We start from the raw sequence: 24,119 nt of genomic DNA on the forward strand, positions 1-24,119 counted from the left end.
CAAGCAAGATTGCTTGGATCACTTTTTGCCGGAGGTCATAACTATAAGGTTTGGGCATCAGTTTCCCAGAGGTTCTACTGGAGCTTTCATCAAGGTCTACTTCCAGTTTATCGCTTAACCGCCTTGGCGGTTGCTATACAAGACTATTAAATAGAGAATAACTATTCGGCAAAAATACATCATTAATGAGTAAATCAGGCTCATTCATTGCTCAAATAATTATTTGGTCTGACTAAATTTTTAAATTTTGAAACTTTGTAAATTGTGGATTAAACAAAAGTTTCGCAGTACCTGTAGGCCCGTTGCGATGTTTAGCTATAATTACTTCTGCAATGCCGCGATCGGGAGTATCGGGAGAGTAATATTCATCGCGGTATAACATTATTACTAAATCGGCGTCTTGTTCGATCGAACCTGATTCTCTCAAATCAGATAACATTGGGCGTTTGTTAGTCCGCGCTTCCACCCCTCGACTCAACTGAGATAAGGCAATAACTGGAACAGATAATTCCCGCGCTAAACCTTTGAGTTGACGCGTAATTTTTGATAATTCTTGTACGCGATTATCACCTGCTCCTTCCATCAATTGCAAGTAATCTATTACAATTAATCCTAATTCAGTGCCAATTTCAGCTTGCAGTCTTCTTGATTGACTACGCATTTGTGTAACTGTGATATTCGGCGTGTCATCAATATAAATTGGCATTTCGGAAAGTATACCAATAGCACGGCTTAAAGGTTCCCACTGTGTTTGACTCAGCCGCCCAGTTCGCAAATAACTACTTTCAATTTGCGCTTCACTAGCTAATAGACGTTGCGTCAGTTGCTCTTTGGACATTTCCAAGCTGAAAAAAGCAACTGGTAATTTATAAGAAGCAGCGATATTATGAGCTAGATTCAGACAGAACGCGGTATTGTGAACACAGATATCATTGGCGACAAAATTGTGTGTTTCTGGGATTGTTAAGTCATAAACTTGTTTGCATCCCATCGATTCAATCGAAACTATTTCATCCCAGTACACATCACTCGCTGCTAACTGTTGAAGTGGCGAATTTTCTAAAGTACTTGCTAATATCCAAAGCCTTTCTCGTGTTAAAGCACGTTTCCCAACATGGATATTTGAATACCCTTGAATTCCGGCACGTTGAGCTAAAAGAGTCCAAGGTTCATTACCTTTAGCTGTTGTTATCTGTTCCCAAATTTCTATTGGAATGATGTCACGATTTGTTTGATATCTCTTTTTAGCTATTGCATCTGCGACCTTAGTTAATGCCTCTTCTTTGCCAAAAATACCAATTTCTGAGATAAAATTTTTGATGCTCTGGGCATCAGTAATATCTAATTGCCAAGCTTGTCTGTGAGTGTCTTTATATTTCACAGAGCGTTTTTTCAAACTGGCAATAATTCCAAATCGCAATAACAAATGTTGTATTTGTCTAGCTAATTTTTCGCTGACAGTACAGTAGCCTAACTGCGATTGACCGCTTGTAAATACTGTAGCCCATCCATCGGTTGCAAATAAACGATTGAGGAATAAGGAAACTTGCGATCGCTCCAATTTAAAAATAGCTTGCGGAATGATTTTGGCATCAGCTTTTTTGCCCCATAGTCCTATGTTTTCCAACCATGTTGTTAAAGGATTCTTTTGCCCTTGAGACATAGCTGCATAAAGTATTGGGGTGCGTTCACTCCTAATTTCTATCCTAACTTTCAACTTGGGTGAAAAGCTGATAACAGCGTATGTGAAATCATTTTGGATGCGAGAGTTAATATTAGTAAATTCTGGTGTTGAATCTGTTAAGCACCCATCACCTATGAAATATGCCAATAATTTAACTTCACACTCGCGGATAGTTTCTGTCCCAAATACATTAAGTTTACGAGCTACAGCAATTTTATCCCCTACTCTTAATTCTGAAAGTTGTCGCCATCCATTGATGGTTAAATAAGGATGGGTGATAGTACTTTCAATATATCGTCCTAAGCGAGTAGTAACACTAAAAACTGGTTTAATGCCGTCATTAACAAAGGCTAAAGCTTGAGTTAAATGAAACTTCCAATCATTTCCTAAAGTTATTAACTCAGCTTGCCGACGATGATATATTTCTTTAATAGTTGAGATACTCCCGTCACTCAAAAGTATTTCCACATTTTCATGCAAACATTTCCCCATTGATGGGCGGCCCGCAATAATAATCAAATCAGAACGCTGAAAGCCGCTAGTCATGGCATCTAAATCGTAAAATCCGCAGGGAATTCCAGGTAAAGCGATGCCTTGATTTCTATCTTCAATATCCTGGAAATTATTAATTAGAGTATCAGAAATGTGAACTAAACCCGATTGGGGACGCTCTTGAGTAACACCGAAAACTTTTTGTTCTGCCCGATCTAAAACTTGTGGTAACTCGGTTTCTGTTTCGTAACCAAGATGTACAATTTCATTGCCAGCTTTAATTAATTGTCGCCGCAGGTATTTTTCCATGACTAACCCTGCTAAGGCGTCGATATTCACGGCTGACACTGTACGGTCTACCAGAGTTGCTAATTTATTTCTACCACCTATCCGGGCTAGCATTTCATGGTCGGTCAGCCAACTTGTCACAGAGAGTAAGTCTGTGGGTTTACCTTGAGCGTGGAGCCTCACAGCTGCTTGATAAATATCTTTGTGAGCGCTAATGTAAAAAGCTTCGGGAAGAAGGCGATCGCTAACTCGACTAATCGCTTCTGGATCTAGCAAAATACCCCCCAAAATCGCTTCTTCCGCCTCAATATTTTGTGGTGGAAGGCGTAGTTGACCGCCGTAGGCATCGCTACCATCGCCTTGAAAACTCAATTCTTCAGCCATAAACGATTTTATTTTGAGATTTTGCTAGAGACGCGATTAATCGCGTCTGTGTAGGATTAGAGACGCGATTAATCGCGTCTGTACAAGAGTTAGGAGTTGTTCACTTTTACTTACCTTGCTCCCTCATCCTCATTCCCTACATCTTTGCGTCCCTTTGTCCCTCTCCTGAGTTAGCTAGCTACTACTTGAATATCGACTTGCGCCGCTACTTCAGAATGCAGCTTGATTTCGGCTTGATAGGTACCAAGGTGGTTAATATCGGGGATGGTAATTCCACGCCGATCGATTTCTTGACCGGTGGCTGCCTTAATTGCATCTACAACATCTTGGGTGGTGATAGTACCGAAAATTGCTTCGTTTTCACCAACTTGTTTGGCAATTGTCAAGCTGCCAACTTTTTCTAAAGATTCTTTTTGCTCAAGAGCTTGTTGTCTTAGTTCTAATTGCCGTTGACGCTCTTGCTCGCGACGGCGTTCTACTTGCTTGAGAATACCAGGAGTGGCATTGGTTGCCAATTTCTGGGGAATCAGATAGTTACGAGCGTAGCCAGGAGCTACTTCCACTAAATCGCCAGATTTTCCCAGCTTGCTGATATCCTGATTTAAAACTAACTGCACGCGTTTCGCCATCGTTTTTCGTTTTTCCGGTAAAATATGATTAATTTGGGTTTGGGCAGCATAGCTCACAATCTCAGTGCTGTATTCCAAGCTTTTTGGCCTAATACCCTAAAGCTTACAGATCGTAGCGAAAGAAAGGGTGCGATCGCAACTATTAGCGCTAGAAAGTTGGAGGAATGGGAGCAGGTGAGCAGAGGAGCAGGGGAGACAAGGGAGACAAGGGAGACAAGGGAGACAAGGGAGACAAAGGGACAAGGAGATAAACAAAACTCTTAACTCTTAACTCCTAACTCAGCACTCAGCACTCAGCACTCCTAACGTCCAATGCCCAATATCTAAAAGTTATTTTTCATTTCCCGTATTCGCGCAAAGGTTTGCACTCCATCACCACCTTTAACGGTTGATTGTAATGATGGCTGATCCCAACGTAAAAAGGGATTAGTTCGCTTCTCCATTCCCAGCAGCGAGGGTATGGTAGCTTCTCCTCGACTACGGTAAGTTTTCACTTCGTTGAAACGTCTTTGTAAGTCGGCATTGTCGCCATCCACAGTTAGGGCAAATTGCAGATTTCCTAAAGTGTATTCGTGGGCACACCAAATACGCGTATCATCTGGTAGAGAGCGCAGTTTGGTTAAAGAATCTACCATTTGGGTTGGTGTTCCTTCAAACAAGCGACCGCAACCGCCAGAAAATAAGGTATCGCCGCAAAATAAATCGCCTGTCTCACCAGATTTTTCGGGGGGAAAGTAGTAAGCGATGTGAGCGCGGGTATGTCCGGGAACAAAAATAACTTCAGCTGTGCGATCTGCAAACTGGACGCGATCGCCTTGTTGCAAAAACACCTGCTGTCCCGGAATTCGCCCGCGATCTTCGACGCCACCGTAGACTGTTAGTTGCGGGAAGTATTCTATTAATTTCTGATTGCCACCTACATGGTCATTGTGGTGGTGTGTGTTGAAAATCGCCACCAACTCAGCTTTTAACTGTGCAAGTTGCTTTAGTACTGGTTCGGCCTCTGCTGGATCGACAACCGCAGCAATTTGTTTCTGGCGATCCACCAGCAAAAATATGTAGTTATCTGAGAGTGCCTCAAGCCTGATTACTTGCATTACTTAATATCTCCCTTTCAAGTAAATACTTTGGAACTTTTCAGCAATCTTAAATATCTCAATCAGAAAAGGTTGAGAAAGTCCATAAATACTATGATAGTACACAACCGTAATAATACTTAAAACTATGCTAATTAACTATAAATTATGATTTGGGTATATCAGTAAAATTTCTCTGGGAGGAAGTGTAAAAGCTAAGTTAGATTTATTCTGTTCTTTTTGTCCTAAATTGTCTTTTTTACTCAAAAACACCAAATCAGTCATCGAAAAATTTTTATTTGTACATATTAACTATTAATACGGATAATACGGAATTTTATAGATTCACCTTGGATTATTTATAAAAGATAGGTGTTAATAACAACTAAATAGAGCAATCAATCGTGGTGAAAAAAAGATGAGCTTTCCAATTTTTCATTTGCAGGTTCATAAATGAAGCTAATCCATACAACTAGCTGGTATTTTCCAGATTCATCAGCCGGTGCTGAAGTATACTTAGATTCACTACTGCATGGCTTACAAGTACATGGACTTGAAAGTATTGTCGCTGCTCCTAAACAAGGTACAGAGGAAGATACTTACGAATACAATGGCATTTCAGTTTATCGTTATCCTGTTTTTCCTAACCCCAGCAAGATACAAGTACACAAACAGCTACCCCACGGCGGCTTTAAAACTTTTGCTAATTGGCTAGAAAACAATCGAGCCGATGTCTACCATCAACATTCATGGCGATTTGACTGCGGTTTACATCATCTTGCTCTCGCCCGCCAGTTAGGGATGGCTACTGTAGTCACCGTCCACATACCTGAGCCTATATGTCTGCGTGGTACGATGATGCGCTGGGGTGAAGAACCTTGCAATGGGCTGATTGACTCTGTTAATTGTAGTCAATGTTTGGGAGTAGCAAAACAAGTATCGCCTTGGATGCTCAAGGCTTTAGGTCAAGTTCCTTTGGATGTTGGCATCGCAGCAGAAACAAAATTACTTACCTCTAAAAATTTTAAGCTACGCCTGCTTGGTAAAACTCTTGGTATTCCTACCCTAGTGTCTCAACATCGACGCAATTTGATGCAACTAGCAAAACTAGCCGATCGCATTGTTGTAACGAGTAATTGGCAATACAATGCTTTTGTTGCAAACAACGTTCCTCCTGAAAAACTTACTGTCTCTCGGCAAGGTGTTGCTAACACTTTTCAACGTGAAGTAACACCAAACAAACTACAAAACTCTACATTAAAAATTGGCTTTTTGGGTCGCTGGCAAGAAACTAAAGGGGTACAAGTTTTAGTAGAAGCGGTACATAGTCTACCGAATGATATACCTGTAGAGTTAATTCTTCATGCTACTCATCCGGGAAAATACGGTGCTGCCAATCGTGAAAAAGTGATGGCGATCGCGGCTCGTGACAGCCGGATTCGGATTGCTGAACCACTTTCACGCGAAGCAGTACCAGACGCATTAGCAGGTTTCGATATACTAGCAATACCGTCGCAGTGGTTAGAAACTGGCCCCATAGTTGCTTTAGAAGCCCAAGCTATGGGCATTCCCGTACTAGGTTCAAATTTAGGAGGGATTGCTGAGTTAGTCCGTCACGGCATCGATGGTTGGTTAGTTCCAGCTAAAGATGTCCAAGCATGGGCACAAGCGATCGCAACTTTAGCCAAAGACGCCGATTTACTAGCTAAGTTACGTCAAGGTATCCAGCCAGTACGTACAATGGATACTGTTGCTTCAGAGATGTTGGCACTTTACCATGAAATCTTAAAAATTCCTCAGAAAAACTTTGTATCTTGATGAATTGATACCTAATTTCTTTAGTTGCTCCAACTCCGACAAAACAAATTAAATTAAGATTTGCAGATTTAGCAACAGCTGACAAATTCTGGAAAAATTAAATAAAAATAAGTCTAAAAATAGTGAAAAAATTTTCTAAAATATCCTTATTGGTTTCCGATTTATCAAGTGCAGCAATTCTGCGTGCATATTTGATAGCAAAAGCTCTTAATCAGTTAGGATATGAAGTTGAGATTATGGGTTTTTTATTTGGAAATAACTTCTATTTAAATTTATCATCCGAATTCAACGTTTATAACTTACCAGGCAAAGACTTTCCAGAGTTTTTTGGAGAAATTCAAAAATTTTTACCAAAAATAAATGGCGATATAATTTATGCTATCAAACCACAAATAGCAAGTTTTGGAGTTGGACTATTAAGGAAAATATTCACTAGAAAGCCATTAATTTTAGATATAGATGATTGGGAACTTAGCTGGCATGGCGGTGATAACTGGCATTATCATCCTACACCCAAAGAATTAGCTAGGGATTTGTTGAAACCACAGGGCGCACTCAAAAATCCTCATCATACTTTATACGTGAAATGGATGGAAGGTTTGGTAAGTCACGCTGATGCTGTGACAGTGCATACTAAATTTTTGCAGCAGCGTTTTGGTGGTACATTTGTTCCGAATGGCAAAGATGTTTCCTTATTCGATCCCGCTCAATATGATGCTGAGTCTAGTAGGAATCGTTATGGTTTATCTGAATATCGGATTTTAATGTTTCCCGGCGCGCCAAGACCTTATAAAGGTTTAGAAGATGTTCTGATCGCGCTCGATAAACTTAATCAACCAGACTTGAGACTAGTAATTGTAGGTGGTAGTCCTTATGATGATTATGATAAACAACTTCAACAAAAGTGGGGACGTTGGATTATCAAATTACCTAAGTATCCAGCCGACGTTATGCCTGACTTGGTAGCAGCTGCTCACATTGTAGTTGTTCCCCAGCGAGATACTCCAGAAACTCGCGCTCAATTTCCCTTGAAGTTGACAGATGGGATGGCAATGGCTAAACCTGTATTATCAACACGCGTTGGAGATATTCCCCAACTTTTAGGTGATACTGGTTATTTAGTCGAGCCTGGTTGTCCTGAGCAAATTGCTGAACAAATTCAATTGATTTTTCAGAATTTAGAGTCAGCAAGCCAGAAAGGTATCAAGGCAAGAGAAAGATGTGTGGAACACTATAGCATCGAGGCTATGGCTTCTTTGCTCAAATCAGTAATTGCTCAGTTGTGAATAATATTATTAATTAAGTTAAATTGGCATAAAAATACCCAATGTCTACCAGAAAACTAATACTAAGATTCGCCAAACCCTATCCAGGTTTAATTATCCTAACAATGCTGTTGGGATTTTCTGGTGCTTTATTTAATGGTGTCGGTGTAACTTTGATTGTGCCAGTAATTTTGAGAATTGTCGGACAACCAGTAGATTTAACTGGTTTTCCTCCGATTCTCAAAGCAGTAATGTTTCCATTTGATAATCTTCCCGAAAATTCTCGGAATTTGGGAATGGCTGGAATAATTATATTTATAATTTTCTTAAAAAACTTATCTAGTTATTTTAGTATTTTAACATCGAGTGTTTTCACTCGGAGATTAAATGCGGATATTCGCGAAGCTAGCTTAGAGCTATTGCTAGATATTGATATAGACTATTATTCAAAAACAAAAGTAGGCGATATTATTAATCGCCTTGGTTCGGAAACTGCCCGCACTTCTAGCGCTATCGGGAGTATTATCAATTTAATTATTTTAATAATTACAATTTTAGTTTTCGTTGGTTTATTATTAGCAATTTCTTGGCAGCTAACCATCGCAGCAACAATTTTATTAGGTTTTATAACATTAATCAATCAATACACAATTAGTAGAGCGAAAAAATTTGGTCAACAACTATCAGAAATGTCTACATCTTATTCCATCAGTGTTTTAGAAACATTGAATGGAATTCGTTTAGTAAAGTCAACTGCCAATGAAGACAGAGAATATCAAAAAATTACTAAATTAATCCGCGATCGCGAGAAGGCAGATTTTCAATCTCAGATAAACTCACAAGCGATCGGACCGATAAGTGAGGTGATGGGAGTTATAGCCTTACTTTTGATTGTATTCTTGAGTAAAACTTTCTTTGCCAACCAGGTTTCTTTCCTTTCAACGGTACTACTGACATATTTATTAGTATTACTGCGACTGCTACCTTTGGTCTCTCAGTTAAATAGTCTTCGTAGTAGCTTTGCCAATAGTGCTACTAGCGTAGAAATAGTGAGTGAGTTTTTAAGTCGCGATCGCAAGCCGTTTATGAAAAACGGTAATCTAATCTACACAGAATTAAAAGAAGGAATAGGTTTTAATTCACTTTCCTTTGCCTACCCCAGTCATGAAAAGTTAGTACTCAAAGATGTAAATTTATTTTTACCCCGTGCGACAACTCTCGCTTTGGTAGGTGGTTCTGGTGCAGGTAAGTCCACCTTGGCTGACCTCTTACCCAGATTTTACGATCCGACATCTGGCAGTATCTCTATCGATGGCACAGACCTGCGTGATTTTGATATCAAATCTCTCAGATCGCACATGGGAATTGTCAGTCAAGATACATTTCTCTTTAATGACTCGGTGCGAAATAACATTGCTTATGGAAGACCGGAAGCTACTGAAGATGAAATTATCTCAGCAGCCAAACGAGCAAATGCTTATGAATTTATTGATAAATTACCTCAAGGATTCGACAGTCAAATTGGCGATCGCGGTGTGATGTTGTCTGGTGGACAAAGGCAAAGATTAGCGATCGCTCGCGCTCTCCTGCAAAATCCAGAAATTTTGATTTTAGATGAAGCCACCAGCGCTTTAGATACCGTTTCCGAACGCTTAGTACAAGCTGCACTCGACGACTTAAGTCGCGATCGCACAACCCTTGTCATTGCTCACCGCCTTTCCACAGTCCAAAAAGCCGATCAAATTGCCGTTTTAGATCGAGGACAGGTGGTAGAAGTGGGAACCCATGAAACACTTTTACAAAAAGGGGGTTACTACTCACGCCTCTACTCAATGCAATTTGCCGATCAGACTGAAGTTTCCACCAAAACTAATCCCAGCTTTAATCGCGTTTCTCACGAACTGCGTACAAGGCTTAACTCAATGATTGGTTTCCTGGGACTATTAGTTGACGATCTAGTAGACAATTCTCAAGAACGCCAGGAATTAATTGACCAATCATACAACTCAGCCTTAAGAGTTCTCAACGCCATCGATCTCTTCAGCGATGTAGTTAACCTGAAAATTAACTGGCAGTCATCGTCAGATATAGACCAAAATCAAGATGAACATAACCAATATCAAAACTTTAGTCATATCTCGGATGAGTTTCGCACGCGTCTCTATCCTCTGATTAGCTCTCTGCACTTGCTAGCCGATAAATTAGAATCCGAACCCCAAAAACAAAATCTATTAATTGCAGAATCTTATCAATCTGCTATTTACCTATTAGATGTCTTAAAGCTTTTTGAAAATAAAGTTTAATTTTAATTAATGTCAGGAACAAAAGTACTTATACCCCAATCTTAAAAAACTTATCATCCCAAAAAAAATGGTAAATTCTTCCAAGAAAAATCAATATATTTTCTACACCGGAGAGCTATCATTCAAGCCGGACACAGCACACGAAATTCATGATGTTCTTTGTGCCAACGCCGCAGCTAACTTAGGCTACTCTTCAGTTTTAATTTATCCAGATAAAAAAAATTATTATGTTAATCTACTATCGTTAATTTATCCTTATAAGCCCAAAAGTCCCGACAAAGAATTTATTGAATTTTACGATGTGCAAGAAAAGCTCAAAATGGCCGCATTACCAATGCCTTGGCCTATCGATAAAATAGGTGGTAAATTTACTAACTCTAGTACAGTAGTAACTAAATATTATTTACCAGTTCATATCCTACCTCATACTAAAGTTGTCCACACGCGAGATTGGAACTTTGTCAAAGCCGCAGTCAAAAATAAAGTTCCGACAATTTATGAACGTCACTACTTTCAAGACCGAAAATTTGAACAAGATATCATCCACAGTCCCTATTTTAAAATAGCTATAACTCAGTCAGAACCCATCCGGCAAAGCCTAATAGAAAATGGAATGCCACCGGAAAAAGTAGTTTGGCTACATAACGGATTCAATCAATCATTTTTAATCAGACAGCCCGAATCAGCCGAAAGGTGGCGGCAAGAATTGCTTATAAATGGACGTAAGCATTTAGTTGTCTATTCAGGCGCTTTGTATCCTTTCAAAGGAGTCGATCTCTTAATTGATTCCGCCAAAGAATTACCAGAAATTCAATTTGTCATCACCGGAGGAACAGAAGCACAAGTACAAGCATATCAACAAATAGCCAGAGATAAAAATGTCGAAAACGTTAAATTTTTAGGCTGGATACTTCCACGAGAACGATTAGTCAGCTTGTTTCAAGCAGCTGATATTTTGGTTCATCCTCACTGCGCTGGAAAATCAGCAGATTTCACGAATCCAGTTAAGTTTTTTCAGTACATGGCTGCTGGCACTCCTATAGTTGCAACTGAGATTCCACCTTTAATGGAATTCAAAACATCACCTTTGATTGCCAGTTGGTGTACACCAGATAACCCGCATAAACTTGCCGAATCTATTCAACATACTTTAGAAACTTATCCCAGAAAATTAGAGGGTTATGCAGCTAGTATAGATTTTGCCCAGCAATTTTCTTGGGAAAATAGAATTACCAAAATATTAAGCTACGTAGAAGAGGATCAACGTCCACCAATTTTAGGATAACGGTACAAAAATAACCGAATAAATACGATTTATGACTATTAAAACTGTTGGCATGATTAGCAGCTATTCAGGCCTTGCTAAAAATAAAGATTGGTTATGGCAACAAACTCCGCACTACTTTGGTGTTTGGAACAACATCCAAATGTTGAAAATGGCAGAAAAGCCAGACTTTATGTTGCTATATCAATTTGATTTTCCCCAAGCACCGCCACCAAAATCTTGGTTAGATAGTTTTCGCAAACAGCAGCAAAAACCAGTAGTAAATGTTGAATCTCTACTGCGTGGCGTTAACAAAGAGCGGATTATTTATTTGCTCAGAGAACCGCCTTTAGATGAAGTTCTAAAAATAACTAATCATAATTATCAAGAAGCCCAGAAGTATTGTGGCTACGTTTCTGGCCCCGATGATTTTGCTCCCATTCCTGACTATATGCCTGCTATTTGGTATCACTCAAATTCATTTCAAGATTTAAATGAAATGCCACCACCCCCAAAAGTTGCCCCATGTAGTTGGATTACTTCGGGAATTAGCCGCACAGCCAATCATCGCCAGCGTTTAGATTTTTTACAATCTTTGCAATCTAGTGGCATGAAATTTGATTTGTATGGGCGTAACTTACCAGAATGGGCGAACAGTTCGGGAGAATTAGGTAACAAATGGTATGGCATGGCACCATACTATTACAATCTGGCAATTGAAAACTATGCTGATAATAATTGGTATGTGAGTGAGAAACTTTGGGATAGTTTACTTGCTTGGTGTTTACCAATTTACTATGGCGGCCCGGCTGCTGATAAGTTATTGCCGCCTGGTAGTTTTTTGCGGTTGCCCAGTTTAGATGAAAAAGGCATTGCCTACATCCAAGAAGTGACAGCTACACCTGATGCTTGGTATGCTGCAAAAGATGCGATCGCAGAAGCACGTCAAATCATTTTACACAAATTAAACCTGCTTAACTGGTTATCAAACTTTGTCGATCAACACTCATAAATTATGAATGGTATTTGTACCCTTGGCAATGATTATGTTTTCGATCAATTGGTGGCTTTGCTCAATAGTATTGATGTTATCTTAGGCCCAGAAACTCCTGTTTGTATCTATCCTTTTGACGATCGGACACAACGAATTGCTGATGAAATAGCTAAACGCCCCAATGTATTTCTTTACGATGACCAAGAATCAATCAATCGCTGGGATCAATTTATGCTCGCAGCAGCCCCAGAACGATTGAATCGGAGTAAATCCCGTCTTTATGGCGCTCACCGTCGTTTTTGCGCTTTTGATGGGCCATTTGAGAAGTTTATCTATTTAGATGCAGACACATTGGTAATGAAGTCACTTGCAGCAGTGTTTGAAAAGCTAGATAGTTATGATTTTGTAGTCTACGATTTCCAATTTACAGACGTTAGTAAAATATATAATGTTAATTCTCCCAAATTACTAAAAGTTTTTGAGCAAAAACGCATTGATTCCGAAATATTTTGCTCAGGCTTTTATGGCGCTAAACAAGGGCTATTTGACTCAGAAAAAAGAGATTGGCTAATATCACATTTACAAAATGGCGAGTCAGAAATTTTGTATGGTGGTGCTGGCGAACAACCATTAATCAACTACATGGTAATGAGGTCTAATCTTTCTATTTATAACTTTGCTCGCCAATTGCCAGATAATGAAAAAACAGGATGTTCTGCTAGCTCCAAACATTTCGAGGAACGAGAACATATTCTTTACGATCGCGGTAATCAACTAACTTATCTCCATTACATTGGGATTCCTCCTAATATCAATCAAGCAGTGTGTGCGGGAGAAAACATTGAGTTTCCCTATCGAGAGTTATTTCTCTATTATCGTTACTTACACGAACCAGAAAAGCGTCCAGTATTTACCAGTCCTCCTAAAAATTATAATGACGCTCCAGTACCAAATTTACTTACCAGAGCTTTGCAAAAATTTAAGTTAATTAAACAAGGATAATTTATGAGTAGGGGCATTTATATAGTTGCCAATGACCGCGTTATCGATAATGCTATTGCTTTACTCAATAGCATTCGTTACTATGACCCAGAAGTTACCATTTATCTCATACCTTTTAATGAAAATTATCACAAGGTTGCAGAACAGCTTGCTACCTTACACAACGTCCAAATTTTCCCAGATTTAGAACTTATTGATAGCTTTACCAAACGCATCGGCGAAATTTTTGACCGAGATTTCCTTGCCTTACCCAACAAAATGCGTAAATTAGTGGCGTGGTTTGGGCCTTTAGATGAATTTATTTATATTGATACGGATATTGTCGTTTTTGAAAAAATTGCCGACAATTTAGACAAACTTTCAGAAGTCGATTTCTTCTGCTGTGATTACCATCATGCTAATGAAAAGCTGCGAAATATATTTTCCCCATTTGTGAAAGAGCAGCAAATTTTTTCCGATGCCCAACTTCAAGATGTTTTCAACAGCGGTTTTTGGGCTTCGAGAAAAGGAGCTATTACCGAACAACAAATGGATGAAGCTTTGCGCGAGTGTGCCGCACATCGTGAATATTTCGATTTTTCTCAAGGAGTTACAGACCAACCAATTTTAAATTATCTTGTTCTTAAATTAATTTCCAAACGTGGAAATCTCGTAAAAATTCCTGGGGGAGGGCCTGGTAGTTGGGCCGGTTCGCGAAATTTCCAACAGCAAGATTACGCCTTGTATGACCGAGGACAACGACTAAAATATCTTCACTGGGCTGGTACGCGGATGAAAACTGGTAGTCCCTATTGGCAATTGTGGGAACACTATCGTTATCTGCATGAGGGTAAATTTGCCTTCATTCCCAAACTGACTCGCCGTTTATTTCCCTTTGTTTCTGCGCGTACTTAATATTAGGAGTATCCCAATGATTGATGGTATTTATATCCTAGCCAATGATGTTGTCTATGACCAATTAGTGGCGTTGCTCAACAGTATAGAAGCTAATGCTGGTAGGAAAATTCCTATTTGTATAATTCCATATAATAAACAGTTAGACCAAGTAAAGGCAGAGATTGCATCTAGAGATAATGTCACTTTATTTGAAGATTCTGATTCTATAGCTTACTGGGATGACTTTGCAACCCAGGTCTGGCAAAATCACTTAAGGGCACAAAAAGGTTGGCGAAAATGGGGGCTTCCAGAACTTTATCGTCTACCAATGCATCGTAAGCTTTGTGGTTTAGATGGGCCCTTTGATAAATTTATTTATTTTGATGCAGATACGCTCCTTATGGGGCCTATAGACTATATATATGAAAAATTAGATAAATATGATTGGGTAACAAATGATTTTCAATATAAATCTGAATTGAAATATATTTTTGATGGTTCACCAGAACTTATACAGCAAATTTTTGATCGAGAAAAATTGCATTCTCATATATTTTGTGCAGGTTGGTTTGCAACTAAAAAACATATTTTTTCTCAAGCTACATTAGCAAACCTACTCGATAAATTACAGGCTGGTGAAGCTGATGTCATGGCTCTTGGAGGCCCTGACCAATCTTTATTTAACTACATGGTATTGAGAAGTGGAGTTTCCTATTATAACTTTGCTTTTCATGACTGCAAACAGGCAACTGGCAACCATTGGAATTCTCAATTTGATGTGGTAGATAACATCCTTTACGACCAAGGACGGCGGCTAACATATCTGCACTATATGAGTATAACTTCACCACACTTTACTCAACTTTGCGCTGGTGAAGATGTTAATATTCCATATCGAGATGTATTTTTGCATTATAGGTATTTAAACTCGCCAGAACAAAGACCCAAAAGTTTTAGGCGTCAGAGTCAGCTTATGCGACTACAAAAGACTACTACAAGTTTTTTCAATCAAAAAGTTAACAATATTAAGCTTAACTATCGTAATTTAAAGGATAGAATGACTAAGTAATTAAGCAAAAGTGGACTAAAATGTTGTTTATTTTCTAGCTTATCTATTGCCCACTAATTAAGAAGGTAATTTTAACGCAATTAAATCCTGGAATAATGAAATTTCAGTAAAAAATAATTATTCACCACTAGCTAACGATCTCATTTTTAGTAGAGCATCATTGCTGGCGGTGAGTATTTACTGTAATTTTAGATATTTGTGAGGCTTCCTACTATTTAACCCTCTTCTAAGAAAAAGAATCTAAATCTAAAGATTGCATACCTTCGCGTTGTATAAAGGTCATCATACTTCCCAACTGCAACCAAACTAGCAAACAAGTAAATAGACTAATTGGTAGACCGACTCCTAAAGCCAAGGATGAGGGAAAGCCAAATATCTCTAAGCCTGAAGACATAAATAGACAAGTACCGCCTGTTATGCCGATAAATGGTACAAGTAATTGTTTCAGTGAGGAACGTGGCTGAGTATTTTCTGCTCGTTCGCTTGGCCAGTTCTGCACAATTACTTTCAAAGTGCCAGATAATGCCAAACCAGATGTTAATGCTATCAAAAAGCCAACAAGTAAGAGAAGGTAAGGCGGTTGCTCAGGAAAATAATACATGAAAACTCCTAATTTCTATTAAAAATTTTTACTTTTTATTTGTTGACTGGTTCTCAGCAAAAGACCCAAGTAATGTCGCTTTTGGCAGAATAGCGGCTGCCCCTTCTCTGGATAATTCTGTTAAAATCCCGATCGCTACATTTAATAAACGATCCGGTTTTAAGTCATCTTTAACCAGATTCCACAGGCGTTGGACATCTTCGGTGTGGAGGCGGTCATCTTCGGTGAGAGCAAGCACCAACTGTCGCCTTAGAAACTTGCCTTCTGCCGACATTAAGTATTGGAACCCCATCTGCGCTGTGGGCAATACATCAAAGTTGTTATCGGTACGAGCGATCGCAATCAAATTCTCTAACCGCTGCCACTGAAATTTACCATCTTTGAACAACACATTCAATAATCGTCGTCTTAATTCCGGCGATTCTCCTGTCAACAACCGCCGCGCTATATAGGGATAACCCACTTCCACAATTTTGAAATTGGGGTTGAGGCTAAGGGCAATACCTTCTTGGGTAACTAGAGAACGAATAATCAAGGCAAACTTTGCCGGAACTCGGAAAGGATATTCGTACATCAGTTCCGAAAATTCATCGGTAATAGTTTTGAAGTTAAAATCCTTGACATTTTTACCAATAGCGTTTCCTAGCACCGCTTCTAGTGCTGGCACTATCGGGCAAATATTCGTGTCTGGAGTTAGAAACCCTAATTTTACGAAGTCTTCGGCTAAGTCGGTATAGTCTTTATTAACCAAATGCACTAGTGCATCGACCAGCGTTTCTTTGGTGCTTTCTTCCAACTGATCCATCATGCCGAAGTCAATATAAGCCATACGACCATCGGGTACAGCAAATAAATTGCCAGGATGAGGGTCAGCATGGAAGAAGCCATATTCTAAAAGCTGTTGCAATCCTGATGTCACGCCAATTTGGATGATCGCTTCTGGGTCTAAACCTGCTTCGCGGATGTGTTGAGTATCCGTTAGCTTGAAGCCGTTAATCCATTCCAAGGTTAAAACGTGGGTATTGGTATAACGCCAATAAATTCCTGGAACTTTTACTTGTGGGTCATTGTGGAAGTTGCTAGCAAATTTTTCGGCGTTGCGGCCTTCATTAATATAGTCAATTTCCTCAAATAACTTTGTGCCAAACTCATCCACAATTAAAGTTAAGTCATGACCGAGATTTAAAGGCAACCAAGGAGCTAGCCAACCTGCTGCCCAACGCATTAGATATAGGTCGCGTGTAATCACCGGGTGTAAGTTGGGGCGTTGCACCTTCACGGCGACTTCTTCGCCGCTGACCAGACGACCCCGGTATACTTGACCCAAGCTAGCAGCAGCGACTGGGTGAGGTGACAGTTCGCTAAAACTTTCGTGAATTGGACGACCTAGTTCTGTTTCGATAATTTGGTAAGCGATCGCATTATCAAAAGGTGGTAACTGGTCTTGTAACTTGATCAGTTCTTCTAAGAAGTCTTTGCGTATCAGGTCTGGTCTAGTGGAGAGGGCTTGACCAACTTTAATAAAAGTCGGGCCGAGGCGGGTGAGCAGTTCTCGCAACTGGATAGCTCGTTTACCCTTGTTTTGCTCAACTTTATCTTGCCACTCGTCCCACTTCAGATTGAATATAAATCCTGCAAAGGAGGAGATAATTCTCAGCAGTCGCCCCCAGGCTAGCCAAGGACGGGAGCTATAGTAGCGAGCGATCGCATCTGGATTATAGAGTTTTAGTTGAGCAGGTTGATACTGACCCACGCCTTTTTTTGCCTCTTCAACTGAAAAATTTACAATTATTGTTTTTTTCCTGACCTACAAGTTAGTTGTAAGTTCAGGATAGCGGTAATCTTTTGTCTAAAATAACTAGAACTCTACCTTTTGGGGTAGCGATCGAGGCGATTTTAGCATCTGTTACTGCCTAGATTTGTTTATCTTTTTCTTAATTATACTTTATAAAACTACAACTACTTATCCAAGTTTTAGATGATTTTATCTTTTCTTAACTTTAATTTATATAAATACAAATATAAATATGTACCCATATATGCAAATTGAAACTCAGTAACCGCTTACAACATAAAGATCCCCGACTAATAACATAAGTCGGGGATCTTGGTAGTATGTTTATTTATCCCTGTGATTTCAGTGGAAAATAAAATTACAACATCAAATAAAACCTTGGTAATTGGTAATAGTTTTGCCATGATTACCAATTACCGACTTTTAATTATTATGTAATGCTATTTAGATTTGGCCTCCAAGTTTTCTAAACGGCTTCTCAATTCCTGATTTTGTTGTTTGAGTTGGTCGAAATCTTCACGCAGTTGACGCAGGGTTTTTTCTGAACCAATGTTCTTTTGCACCTTGGAAATTTCTTCCTCAGCAGAGCGACGTACACGCCCATCAGCTGTTTGTTCAGCTAGCGATCGCAAAATCCCCGCTGCTTTAGGTGTTTCCATTTGTCCTAATGCTGCTGCTACCGACACTTGCGTTAAGAAGAAGCTTTCTTTGGCTAGTTCTGTTAATTTTTCTAAAATCCGTTCCAAATTAACCGGACTTTGACCTACAGAAATTTTTCCTAAAGCGCGAATTGCAGCTAAACGTAGTGGTTGTGGCACACCGAGTTTGGTGTATTCTAGCAGCAGATTTAAAGCTGCTTCCGAAGTTTTGAATTCAGCTAAACCGGCGATCGCCCCACTCCGCACGACTTCATTCCAACCCGCCTTTTCTTCTAAAACGCTTTTGAGCAGCTTTAATACCTTGTCTTCCTTGGGTTTTTCTTCCAAGTTTGATGAGGCAATAGTCCCAATAACACGAGAAGCTGCTGCTTCCACGTAGTAGCTGGGATCGCCCTTTTGCACTAACCCTCTCACAACTTTATAGCTTTCAGCAGTTTTAAATTGAGCAAGTGCTTCCACTACAGCTCGTCGCACGTAAGCATCTTTATCTTTTAACCCAGGAATTAAGCCATCAAAGGCTTGATCTAAATTAATTTGGGCTAGTTGTTTCGCCGCTTCCACACGCACACCCCACAATGGGTCATTTTTTAGCGATGCAGACAGTGCAACGATCGCTTCTAACCCACCTTTTTTCGCCAAAGCTGCTGCTGCATAACTACGCGAAATCGGGTCGGGATCGAATTCTAACTGTGCTTTTAACTCCGCGATTGGATATTCCAAAGCTACTGTTTTTAGGTAATTATTTCCAACATCAAAGCTAATAAATTGGGGCTTATTTTCTAGGGGAAAGTAGAAGCTTTGTTCGCGTTCATTTACCCGGACAGTAAAAATTTTGAGTTGTGAGTTAGGAGTTATGAGTTTGGAATTATTTTTAACTCCTAACTCCTCACTCCTGACTTTTTCTTGTTGAGTATAGCCAAAACCAATAGGTATTTTTAAATCAAATAAATCCTTACTGCCATTTTTACCTTCATCAGCTTGGGTTTGAGTGACTGTAATTTTTGCTAAATTAGCATCTCCATCCCAAGAGTAAGCTACTTTAAAATCGGGATGACCACCACGATAAACGTATTGGTCAAACAGGAACAAAAGATTACGTCCGGTTGCCTTTTCAATCGCCCTGAGTAAGTCTACTGTTTCTACGGTTTTGTGGGCATTATCTTGGACAAATGTTTGAATTGCTTGCCAAAACAACTCATCTCCCAATTGGGCCCGAATCATGTGATAGACACAAGATCCTTTTTCGTAGATGTGGCGATCGTAAAGTTCAATAGCTTCTCGGTAAACGTGCGTTACCATTGGACGGCGATAACGACTGCTATCTTCGCTTAAGTAACGACGAGCTTCCAATAAACGATAGTAAGCTGCTTCTTCTAAACTATATTCCTGTTCTGTCCACATCACCTCAGAGTAAGAAGCCATCCCTTCTTTAATCCAAGCATGAGACCAATGCTTAATCACCACCAAATCACCAAACCACTGGTGCGCGAGTTCGTGGACGACTAAACTTTCAGTATTGCGGTTATCTAAGGCGGCGCGTTCATCTAGCAAACATCTGTCTGTTAACAGTGTTGTGGAAGTGTTTTCCATGCCGCCAAAGATGAAGTCATCAACGCAAACTTGGGCGTATTTTGGAAAAGGATATGGATAACCATACTTTTGGCTCAAAAATTCGATCATTCGGGGAGTTTTTTCCATGCTGCGTTTAGCATCTTCCTCCCGTCCCTTTTCTACATAGTAGGTGACAGCTTTACCGTTCCATTCATCTCGAATTTCAGCAAAATCACCTACTGCTAAAGTCATCAAGTAGGTAGGATGAACTTGTTGCTGTAACCAATGGTAGACTTTGTAATCACCATCTTCTGTGGTATTAATCAATTCGCCATTGGAAATCGCCACCAGAGGGTTGGGAACGCGGACGCGAATTTCCGAAGTAGATAGTTGTCCTGGATAGTCAAAGCAGGGGAACCAAAAGCGAGAGTCTTCGTCTTCACCTTGAGTCCAGACTTGAGTAGGCTTGTTTGGGTAGTGCTTATCTGGTTGAATAAAATAAATACCGCGTTGCGGTTTTGTCACCGAGTAAGCGATCGCAATCAGCAAGCGTTGACCAATCTGGGTTGCCTGAGAAAGTTGAATAGAAAGCTGTTCCCCGTCATAGTCAAAATTTTGTGGCACTTCGTCCACCTGCACAGACTCGATATTTAGATTGACAGCATCCAAAGTCAAACGATCAATACCATTACGGATTGGCAAGAGGCGAATGCTACAACTGCCCTGATAGCAAAGCTTTGGAATATCCAAGCTGAGATCGAGAAAAATATGCTCTACTTGTCCGGGGCGATCGGGGTTGTAGTGTGGTCTTGCTCCCGGTAACTCAAAAGGTTTGTGTCCGTTATTATCTGTATCAAAATAAGACTGCGACATTGATGCTTACTGACCTTGTAATCCTGAAAAGTCTGGCTTGGTTGGATGTAGTTAAGTAAAATAGCGGTATCTGATGTATTTCCCTCAATAGGGCATTATAAAGGTGACTTCTCACCTTGAGATTGGGAGATTGAAATTAATCTCACCCGAACTTCCAAAGATCGGCTAACGATCCTGGGGTTTTTTCCATATCTGTGCCGCATTTACTTTTGCTAATGTTCTGTATTGGTATTGAGTCAAGAGTCTCTTGCACCTCGATAGATTCTCATTAAGTACAAATACTCCTAATTATTTTTATAACTTAGGATAGCTTGCTGCTGAACACGCTACTTTGTTTAAAATGAACAGCATATCATTTGCAAATTCGCTCCTCATCTGATTGAAGTATTTTTGAGAGTAATTTTAGACCGCTAATTTATAGGATTACTAATTTTATCAGTAAATACCAACTGGAGTTGAAACTAAATGCAGGGTATCAGTTGTGTAAGAGTAAAATAATCGATTTCTGTCTCCGTAAAAACTCCCACACTGGCAAGTACCTGTAAAAGTTGCTCACAGAGAAGGCTTGTAGATTGATTTTGCCCTTCCCAAATCTTCTTAACCTCTTTAGCAAATCGGCGTAGCTTGTCGTAGACATCGCTAGCTTGTTTGCTGCATAGATGGACTGTGAGATCCAAGTGCTATCGCAATCTGAAATCATTCATAAACAATTGAGATTCTCAACTTCATAAGAGTTGTCGGGAATCTTACCCTTGCAATTTTTATAAATCAGATAGGATTGCTATGTATTTAATTTGCAAAAACCCATTTGTAGTGAAAAATCACTTTTAAGTTGGATGTTTACTGATTTAGACGTGACGTTTAACTGAGAATCTTTATGATTAATATCCGATTAATAATGGATGTCAAAAGCAATAATTGTCTGCAAGTAGGAGATAGATGTGCAGCTTGTCAATCAGCGTGCTGCTGAATCCTTTTGTCATGGGTTAGTCTAGCGATGGATTAGCGGAAATTATTATAAATCCGAAAACTCTACAGTGACACTTGTATAAATCTCGGTGACAATCTGAGCAAAAGAGGATAACAAAATGCCTGAAAGTAAATCAAAATTTCTCATTCCTGCTGTTGGTGCTGCCGTCGTTGTCGTAGGAAGTATAGCGGCTTATATGTACTTTAAAGGCTCACCAGTAGGTACATCAGACGCTCTAGGTAGTGCTAAAGTAGTACCTTCAACAGCACTGATGGCAACTTATATTACTACTGACTCTCAAGCCTGGGCAAAATTACAGCAGTTTGGCACTCCAGAAGCACAAAAGTTAGTGGCAAAAGGTCTGGAAGATTTCAATAAGCAAATGTTCAGTGACAGTAACGTTTCTTATGAACAAGACATAAAGCCTTGGGCTGGTGGTGTGATGATTGCTGTATTGCCACCAAATCCCGTCAAACCAGCACAGTTAAAGGTACCCTCTGGGGCACCTAATGTACCAACAAATTTACAGCAGGAATCAAATATCCTGATAGTGGTGGGAATCAAGGACAAACTCAGCGCCTTGAATTTTGCTAACAAATTGAAGTCACAAAAAGGGGTGAAATTACAGGAATCTGACTATCAAGGTCAAAAAATTGTCGAAACTACACAAAATGGTAAGCCGACGTATAGCGTAGTTTTAAATGATAGTCAGTTGGTATTAGCCCCTGAAAAGCAAGCTGTAGAAAAAGCAATTGATACGTTTAAGGGGCAGTCTTCTTTTGCCAGTAAAGAAGGTGCTAGCAGCATTCTTAAAGGAGTGGATGTTAAAAACAGCCTCGCCCAAATTTATGTACCAGACTATGCCGAGATGATACAGCAATTAACTGCTGGAAATCCGCAGGCAAAGCAGTTACCGCCACAAACCTTGACACAACTCAAGCAGATAAAATCTGTGGTAGCGGGTGTTGGAGTTGATGATGCGGGAGTGCGGGTAAAAGCGATCGCTAATTTAGATCCGCAATTAAATAAATTTCAGTATCAATCAAGTCCTGGGAATATAGTCGGGCAATTTCCTGCCGATACTTTTGCTCTGATTAGCGGAAATGGCATCAGCCGTGGTTGGGAAGTGCTAGTAGAGCAGTCAAAAGATTATCCAGAAATGAAGCAAGCTCTGGAACAAGCGCGAGGACAGTTGAAAACTGTCAATATAGACCTGGATAAGGATGTTTTTGGTTGGATGAATGGGGAATTCGCCTTTGGTGCAATTCCATCAAATCAAGGAGTATTAGCGAGTGTTGGTTTTGGAGGTGCTTTAGTATTTGATACTAGCGATCGCAAAACTGCCGAAGCCACCTTAACAAAATTGGATACCCTTGCCAAAACCCAACAAATTAACGTCGCCAATAGAAATATTGGTGGTAAAGACGTAACTGAGTGGCAAATTCCCCGACAAGGAGCTTTATTAGCACATGGTTGGCTAGACCAAGATACTGTATTTGTAGCTCTTGGTGGGCCAATTGCTGATGCAGTTAGCGATCGCAAAAATCCATCTCTCGACACTAGTGACGCCTTCAAAGCCGTGACTGGTTCTTTGCAAAAGCCCAACGGCGGCTATTTCTACCTAGATATGGATAAAACTAAAACTGTGCCCCTGATTAATAGTTTTGTATCATCTAACGCCGATACTATCACCATTTTGAATTCCATTCGCGGTGTTGGTTTTACCGCTATTAGCCCTGATAAATCTACTAGTGAATTAGAAATGTTATTAGCTCTTAAGCCTGCTGCAAAGTAGGGCATTGGGAATTGGGCATTGGGCATGGGGCATTGGGCATTGGGAAAGAGGAGGCAGGAGGGAGAAGTTCTTTAATTTTGAATTTTGAATTTTGAATTTTGAATTGATTTCTCCCCTGCTCCCCTGCTCCCCTGCTCTCCCACTCCCCACTACAAAACTTGATTATTTCGAGTTTCCAAGGTTTGGTTGAGTCTATCCAACGCGCCAGTCAATCTTTCTTGGGCTACAAGGTTAGGATCTGGCAAGGGTTCATCGGCGACTTCTTCTTGTCTCTTGAATTTTTGTAAGGCTCGAATTGCCACAAATAAAACTAAGGCAATGATTACAAAGTCAACTATTGCGCCAAGAAAGTGACCAATCTTGATTCCCGGGCCAATGGCGATTGTTCTCCAGTCTGTGCCAGCAAAACTAACCAAGGGATTAATCAATGGCATGATTACATCTTCAACAAAGGAAGTGACAATCTTGCCAAAAGCACCACCAATGATAACGGCGATCGCCAAGTCAACTACATTGCCTTTAAGGGCAAATTCTTGAAAATCTTTTAAAAAGCCACTTGCTCTTCTTCTTGCTCTGGCCATATTTGACTCCAATAAGCTGAACTTACTGTAATTTTCTTTATAAATGACACTCAGTTTTTTGCCATTCTTGTTGAGATAAATGTTGCTAAGTATGAAAATTTTACCAGTCTTTAATAAAATTCTCTGATAAATATAAAATGTAAACCAGCA

Annotated in this window: 16 protein-coding genes; 9 read left to right on the forward strand and 7 right to left on the reverse strand. The window is 39.8% G+C overall.

Annotation, left to right across the window (positions count from 1 at the left end; all coding sequences use genetic code 11):
• Window positions 1-232 precede the first annotated feature (232 nt).
• The 3 genes from dnaB to gloB form a co-directional block, all read right to left on the reverse strand.
• Window positions 233-2,848, reverse strand: a complete 2,616-nt coding sequence (gene dnaB / locus RMY32_RS25580) for a replicative DNA helicase (protein WP_322714348.1) — start codon at window positions 2,846-2,848, stop codon at window positions 233-235.
• Between the two features lie 170 nt (window positions 2,849-3,018).
• Window positions 3,019-3,477, reverse strand: coding sequence for a 50S ribosomal protein L9 (gene rplI, locus RMY32_RS25585; protein WP_322674026.1), 459 nt, complete (start codon window positions 3,475-3,477; stop codon window positions 3,019-3,021).
• Between the two features lie 323 nt (window positions 3,478-3,800).
• Window positions 3,801-4,574 carry a hydroxyacylglutathione hydrolase gene (gloB, locus tag RMY32_RS25590; protein WP_322714350.1) on the reverse strand — a complete coding sequence of 258 codons (774 nt, stop codon included), beginning with the start codon at window positions 4,572-4,574 and terminating at the stop codon, window positions 3,801-3,803.
• A 432-nt stretch (window positions 4,575-5,006) separates the two neighbouring features.
• On the opposite strand from gloB, the gene RMY32_RS25595 reads away from it, so the two are divergent.
• From RMY32_RS25595 to RMY32_RS25630, 8 genes are all read left to right on the forward strand, one after another.
• A complete protein-coding gene (locus RMY32_RS25595) occupies window positions 5,007-6,371 on the forward strand; it encodes a glycosyltransferase (RefSeq protein WP_322714351.1) in 1,365 nt (454 codons plus the stop codon).
• A 122-nt stretch (window positions 6,372-6,493) separates the two neighbouring features.
• Window positions 6,494-7,657: a glycosyltransferase family 4 protein gene (locus tag RMY32_RS25600; RefSeq protein WP_322714352.1), complete on the forward strand. Its 1,164-nt coding sequence runs from the start codon at window positions 6,494-6,496 to the stop codon at window positions 7,655-7,657.
• 41 nt (window positions 7,658-7,698) lie between these two features.
• Window positions 7,699-9,939, forward strand: coding sequence for an ATP-binding cassette domain-containing protein (locus tag RMY32_RS25605; RefSeq protein WP_322714353.1), 2,241 nt, complete (start codon window positions 7,699-7,701; stop codon window positions 9,937-9,939).
• A 67-nt stretch (window positions 9,940-10,006) separates the two neighbouring features.
• Window positions 10,007-11,224 (forward strand): glycosyltransferase family 4 protein, encoded by a 1,218-nt coding sequence (locus RMY32_RS25610; RefSeq protein ID WP_322714354.1) that lies wholly within the window; start codon window positions 10,007-10,009, stop codon window positions 11,222-11,224.
• A 31-nt stretch (window positions 11,225-11,255) separates the two neighbouring features.
• The gene (locus RMY32_RS25615; RefSeq protein ID WP_322685859.1) at window positions 11,256-12,215 is read left to right on the forward strand and encodes a glycosyltransferase family 10 domain-containing protein; all 960 of its coding nucleotides are present in this window, start codon (window positions 11,256-11,258) and stop codon (window positions 12,213-12,215) included.
• A gap of 3 nt (window positions 12,216-12,218) precedes the next feature.
• Entirely contained in the window at window positions 12,219-13,199 is a 981-nt protein-coding gene (locus tag RMY32_RS25620; protein WP_322691243.1) for an Npun_R2821/Npun_R2822 family protein, read from the forward strand.
• A gap of 3 nt (window positions 13,200-13,202) precedes the next feature.
• Complete coding sequence (locus RMY32_RS25625) at window positions 13,203-14,093, forward strand: Npun_R2821/Npun_R2822 family protein (RefSeq protein ID WP_322714355.1); 891 nt, start codon at window positions 13,203-13,205, stop codon at window positions 14,091-14,093.
• 16 nt (window positions 14,094-14,109) lie between these two features.
• A complete protein-coding gene (locus RMY32_RS25630) occupies window positions 14,110-15,144 on the forward strand; it encodes an Npun_R2821/Npun_R2822 family protein (protein ID WP_322714356.1) in 1,035 nt (344 codons plus the stop codon).
• Between the two features lie 226 nt (window positions 15,145-15,370).
• Here RMY32_RS25630 and RMY32_RS25635 read toward each other — a convergent pair whose 3' ends face one another.
• From RMY32_RS25635 to RMY32_RS25645, 3 genes are all read right to left on the reverse strand, one after another.
• Window positions 15,371-15,745, reverse strand: coding sequence for a hypothetical protein (locus tag RMY32_RS25635; RefSeq protein WP_322694439.1), 375 nt, complete (start codon window positions 15,743-15,745; stop codon window positions 15,371-15,373).
• A 28-nt stretch (window positions 15,746-15,773) separates the two neighbouring features.
• Window positions 15,774-17,498, reverse strand: coding sequence for an AarF/ABC1/UbiB kinase family protein (locus RMY32_RS25640; RefSeq protein WP_322714357.1), 1,725 nt, complete (start codon window positions 17,496-17,498; stop codon window positions 15,774-15,776).
• Window positions 17,499-17,980: 482 nt separating this feature from the next.
• Window positions 17,981-20,623, reverse strand: coding sequence for a M1 family metallopeptidase (locus RMY32_RS25645; RefSeq protein ID WP_322714358.1), 2,643 nt, complete (start codon window positions 20,621-20,623; stop codon window positions 17,981-17,983).
• Window positions 20,624-21,711: 1,088 nt separating this feature from the next.
• On the opposite strand from RMY32_RS25645, the gene RMY32_RS25650 reads away from it, so the two are divergent.
• Complete coding sequence (locus tag RMY32_RS25650) at window positions 21,712-23,388, forward strand: DUF3352 domain-containing protein (RefSeq protein ID WP_322714359.1); 1,677 nt, start codon at window positions 21,712-21,714, stop codon at window positions 23,386-23,388.
• Window positions 23,389-23,537: 149 nt separating this feature from the next.
• Here RMY32_RS25650 and mscL read toward each other — a convergent pair whose 3' ends face one another.
• Complete coding sequence (gene mscL / locus RMY32_RS25655) at window positions 23,538-23,969, reverse strand: large conductance mechanosensitive channel protein MscL (RefSeq protein WP_322714360.1); 432 nt, start codon at window positions 23,967-23,969, stop codon at window positions 23,538-23,540.
• Between the last annotated feature and the right edge of the window lie 150 nt (window positions 23,970-24,119).

Source organism: Nostoc sp. ChiSLP03a (genome assembly GCF_034531215.2).
In the GTDB taxonomy this organism is placed as follows: domain Bacteria; phylum Cyanobacteriota; class Cyanobacteriia; order Cyanobacteriales; family Nostocaceae; genus Nostoc.

Coding starts and splice junctions, on each gene's coding strand:
- mscL (WP_322714360.1), bottom strand. CDS start 23,969: ATGGCCAGAGCAAGAAGAAGAGCAAGTGGCTTTTTAAAAGATTTTCAA.
- RMY32_RS25605 (WP_322714353.1), top strand. CDS start 7,699: ATGTCTACCAGAAAACTAATACTAAGATTCGCCAAACCCTATCCAGGT.
- RMY32_RS25650 (WP_322714359.1), top strand. CDS start 21,712: ATGCCTGAAAGTAAATCAAAATTTCTCATTCCTGCTGTTGGTGCTGCC.
- RMY32_RS25635 (WP_322694439.1), bottom strand. CDS start 15,745: ATGTATTATTTTCCTGAGCAACCGCCTTACCTTCTCTTACTTGTTGGC.
- gloB (WP_322714350.1), bottom strand. CDS start 4,574: ATGCAAGTAATCAGGCTTGAGGCACTCTCAGATAACTACATATTTTTG.
- RMY32_RS25630 (WP_322714356.1), top strand. CDS start 14,110: ATGATTGATGGTATTTATATCCTAGCCAATGATGTTGTCTATGACCAA.
- RMY32_RS25595 (WP_322714351.1), top strand. CDS start 5,007: ATGAAGCTAATCCATACAACTAGCTGGTATTTTCCAGATTCATCAGCC.
- RMY32_RS25615 (WP_322685859.1), top strand. CDS start 11,256: ATGACTATTAAAACTGTTGGCATGATTAGCAGCTATTCAGGCCTTGCT.
- RMY32_RS25625 (WP_322714355.1), top strand. CDS start 13,203: ATGAGTAGGGGCATTTATATAGTTGCCAATGACCGCGTTATCGATAAT.
- dnaB (WP_322714348.1), bottom strand. CDS start 2,848: ATGGCTGAAGAATTGAGTTTTCAAGGCGATGGTAGCGATGCCTACGGC.
- RMY32_RS25645 (WP_322714358.1), bottom strand. CDS start 20,623: ATGTCGCAGTCTTATTTTGATACAGATAATAACGGACACAAACCTTTT.
- rplI (WP_322674026.1), bottom strand. CDS start 3,477: ATGGCGAAACGCGTGCAGTTAGTTTTAAATCAGGATATCAGCAAGCTG.
- RMY32_RS25620 (WP_322691243.1), top strand. CDS start 12,219: ATGAATGGTATTTGTACCCTTGGCAATGATTATGTTTTCGATCAATTG.
- RMY32_RS25610 (WP_322714354.1), top strand. CDS start 10,007: ATGGTAAATTCTTCCAAGAAAAATCAATATATTTTCTACACCGGAGAG.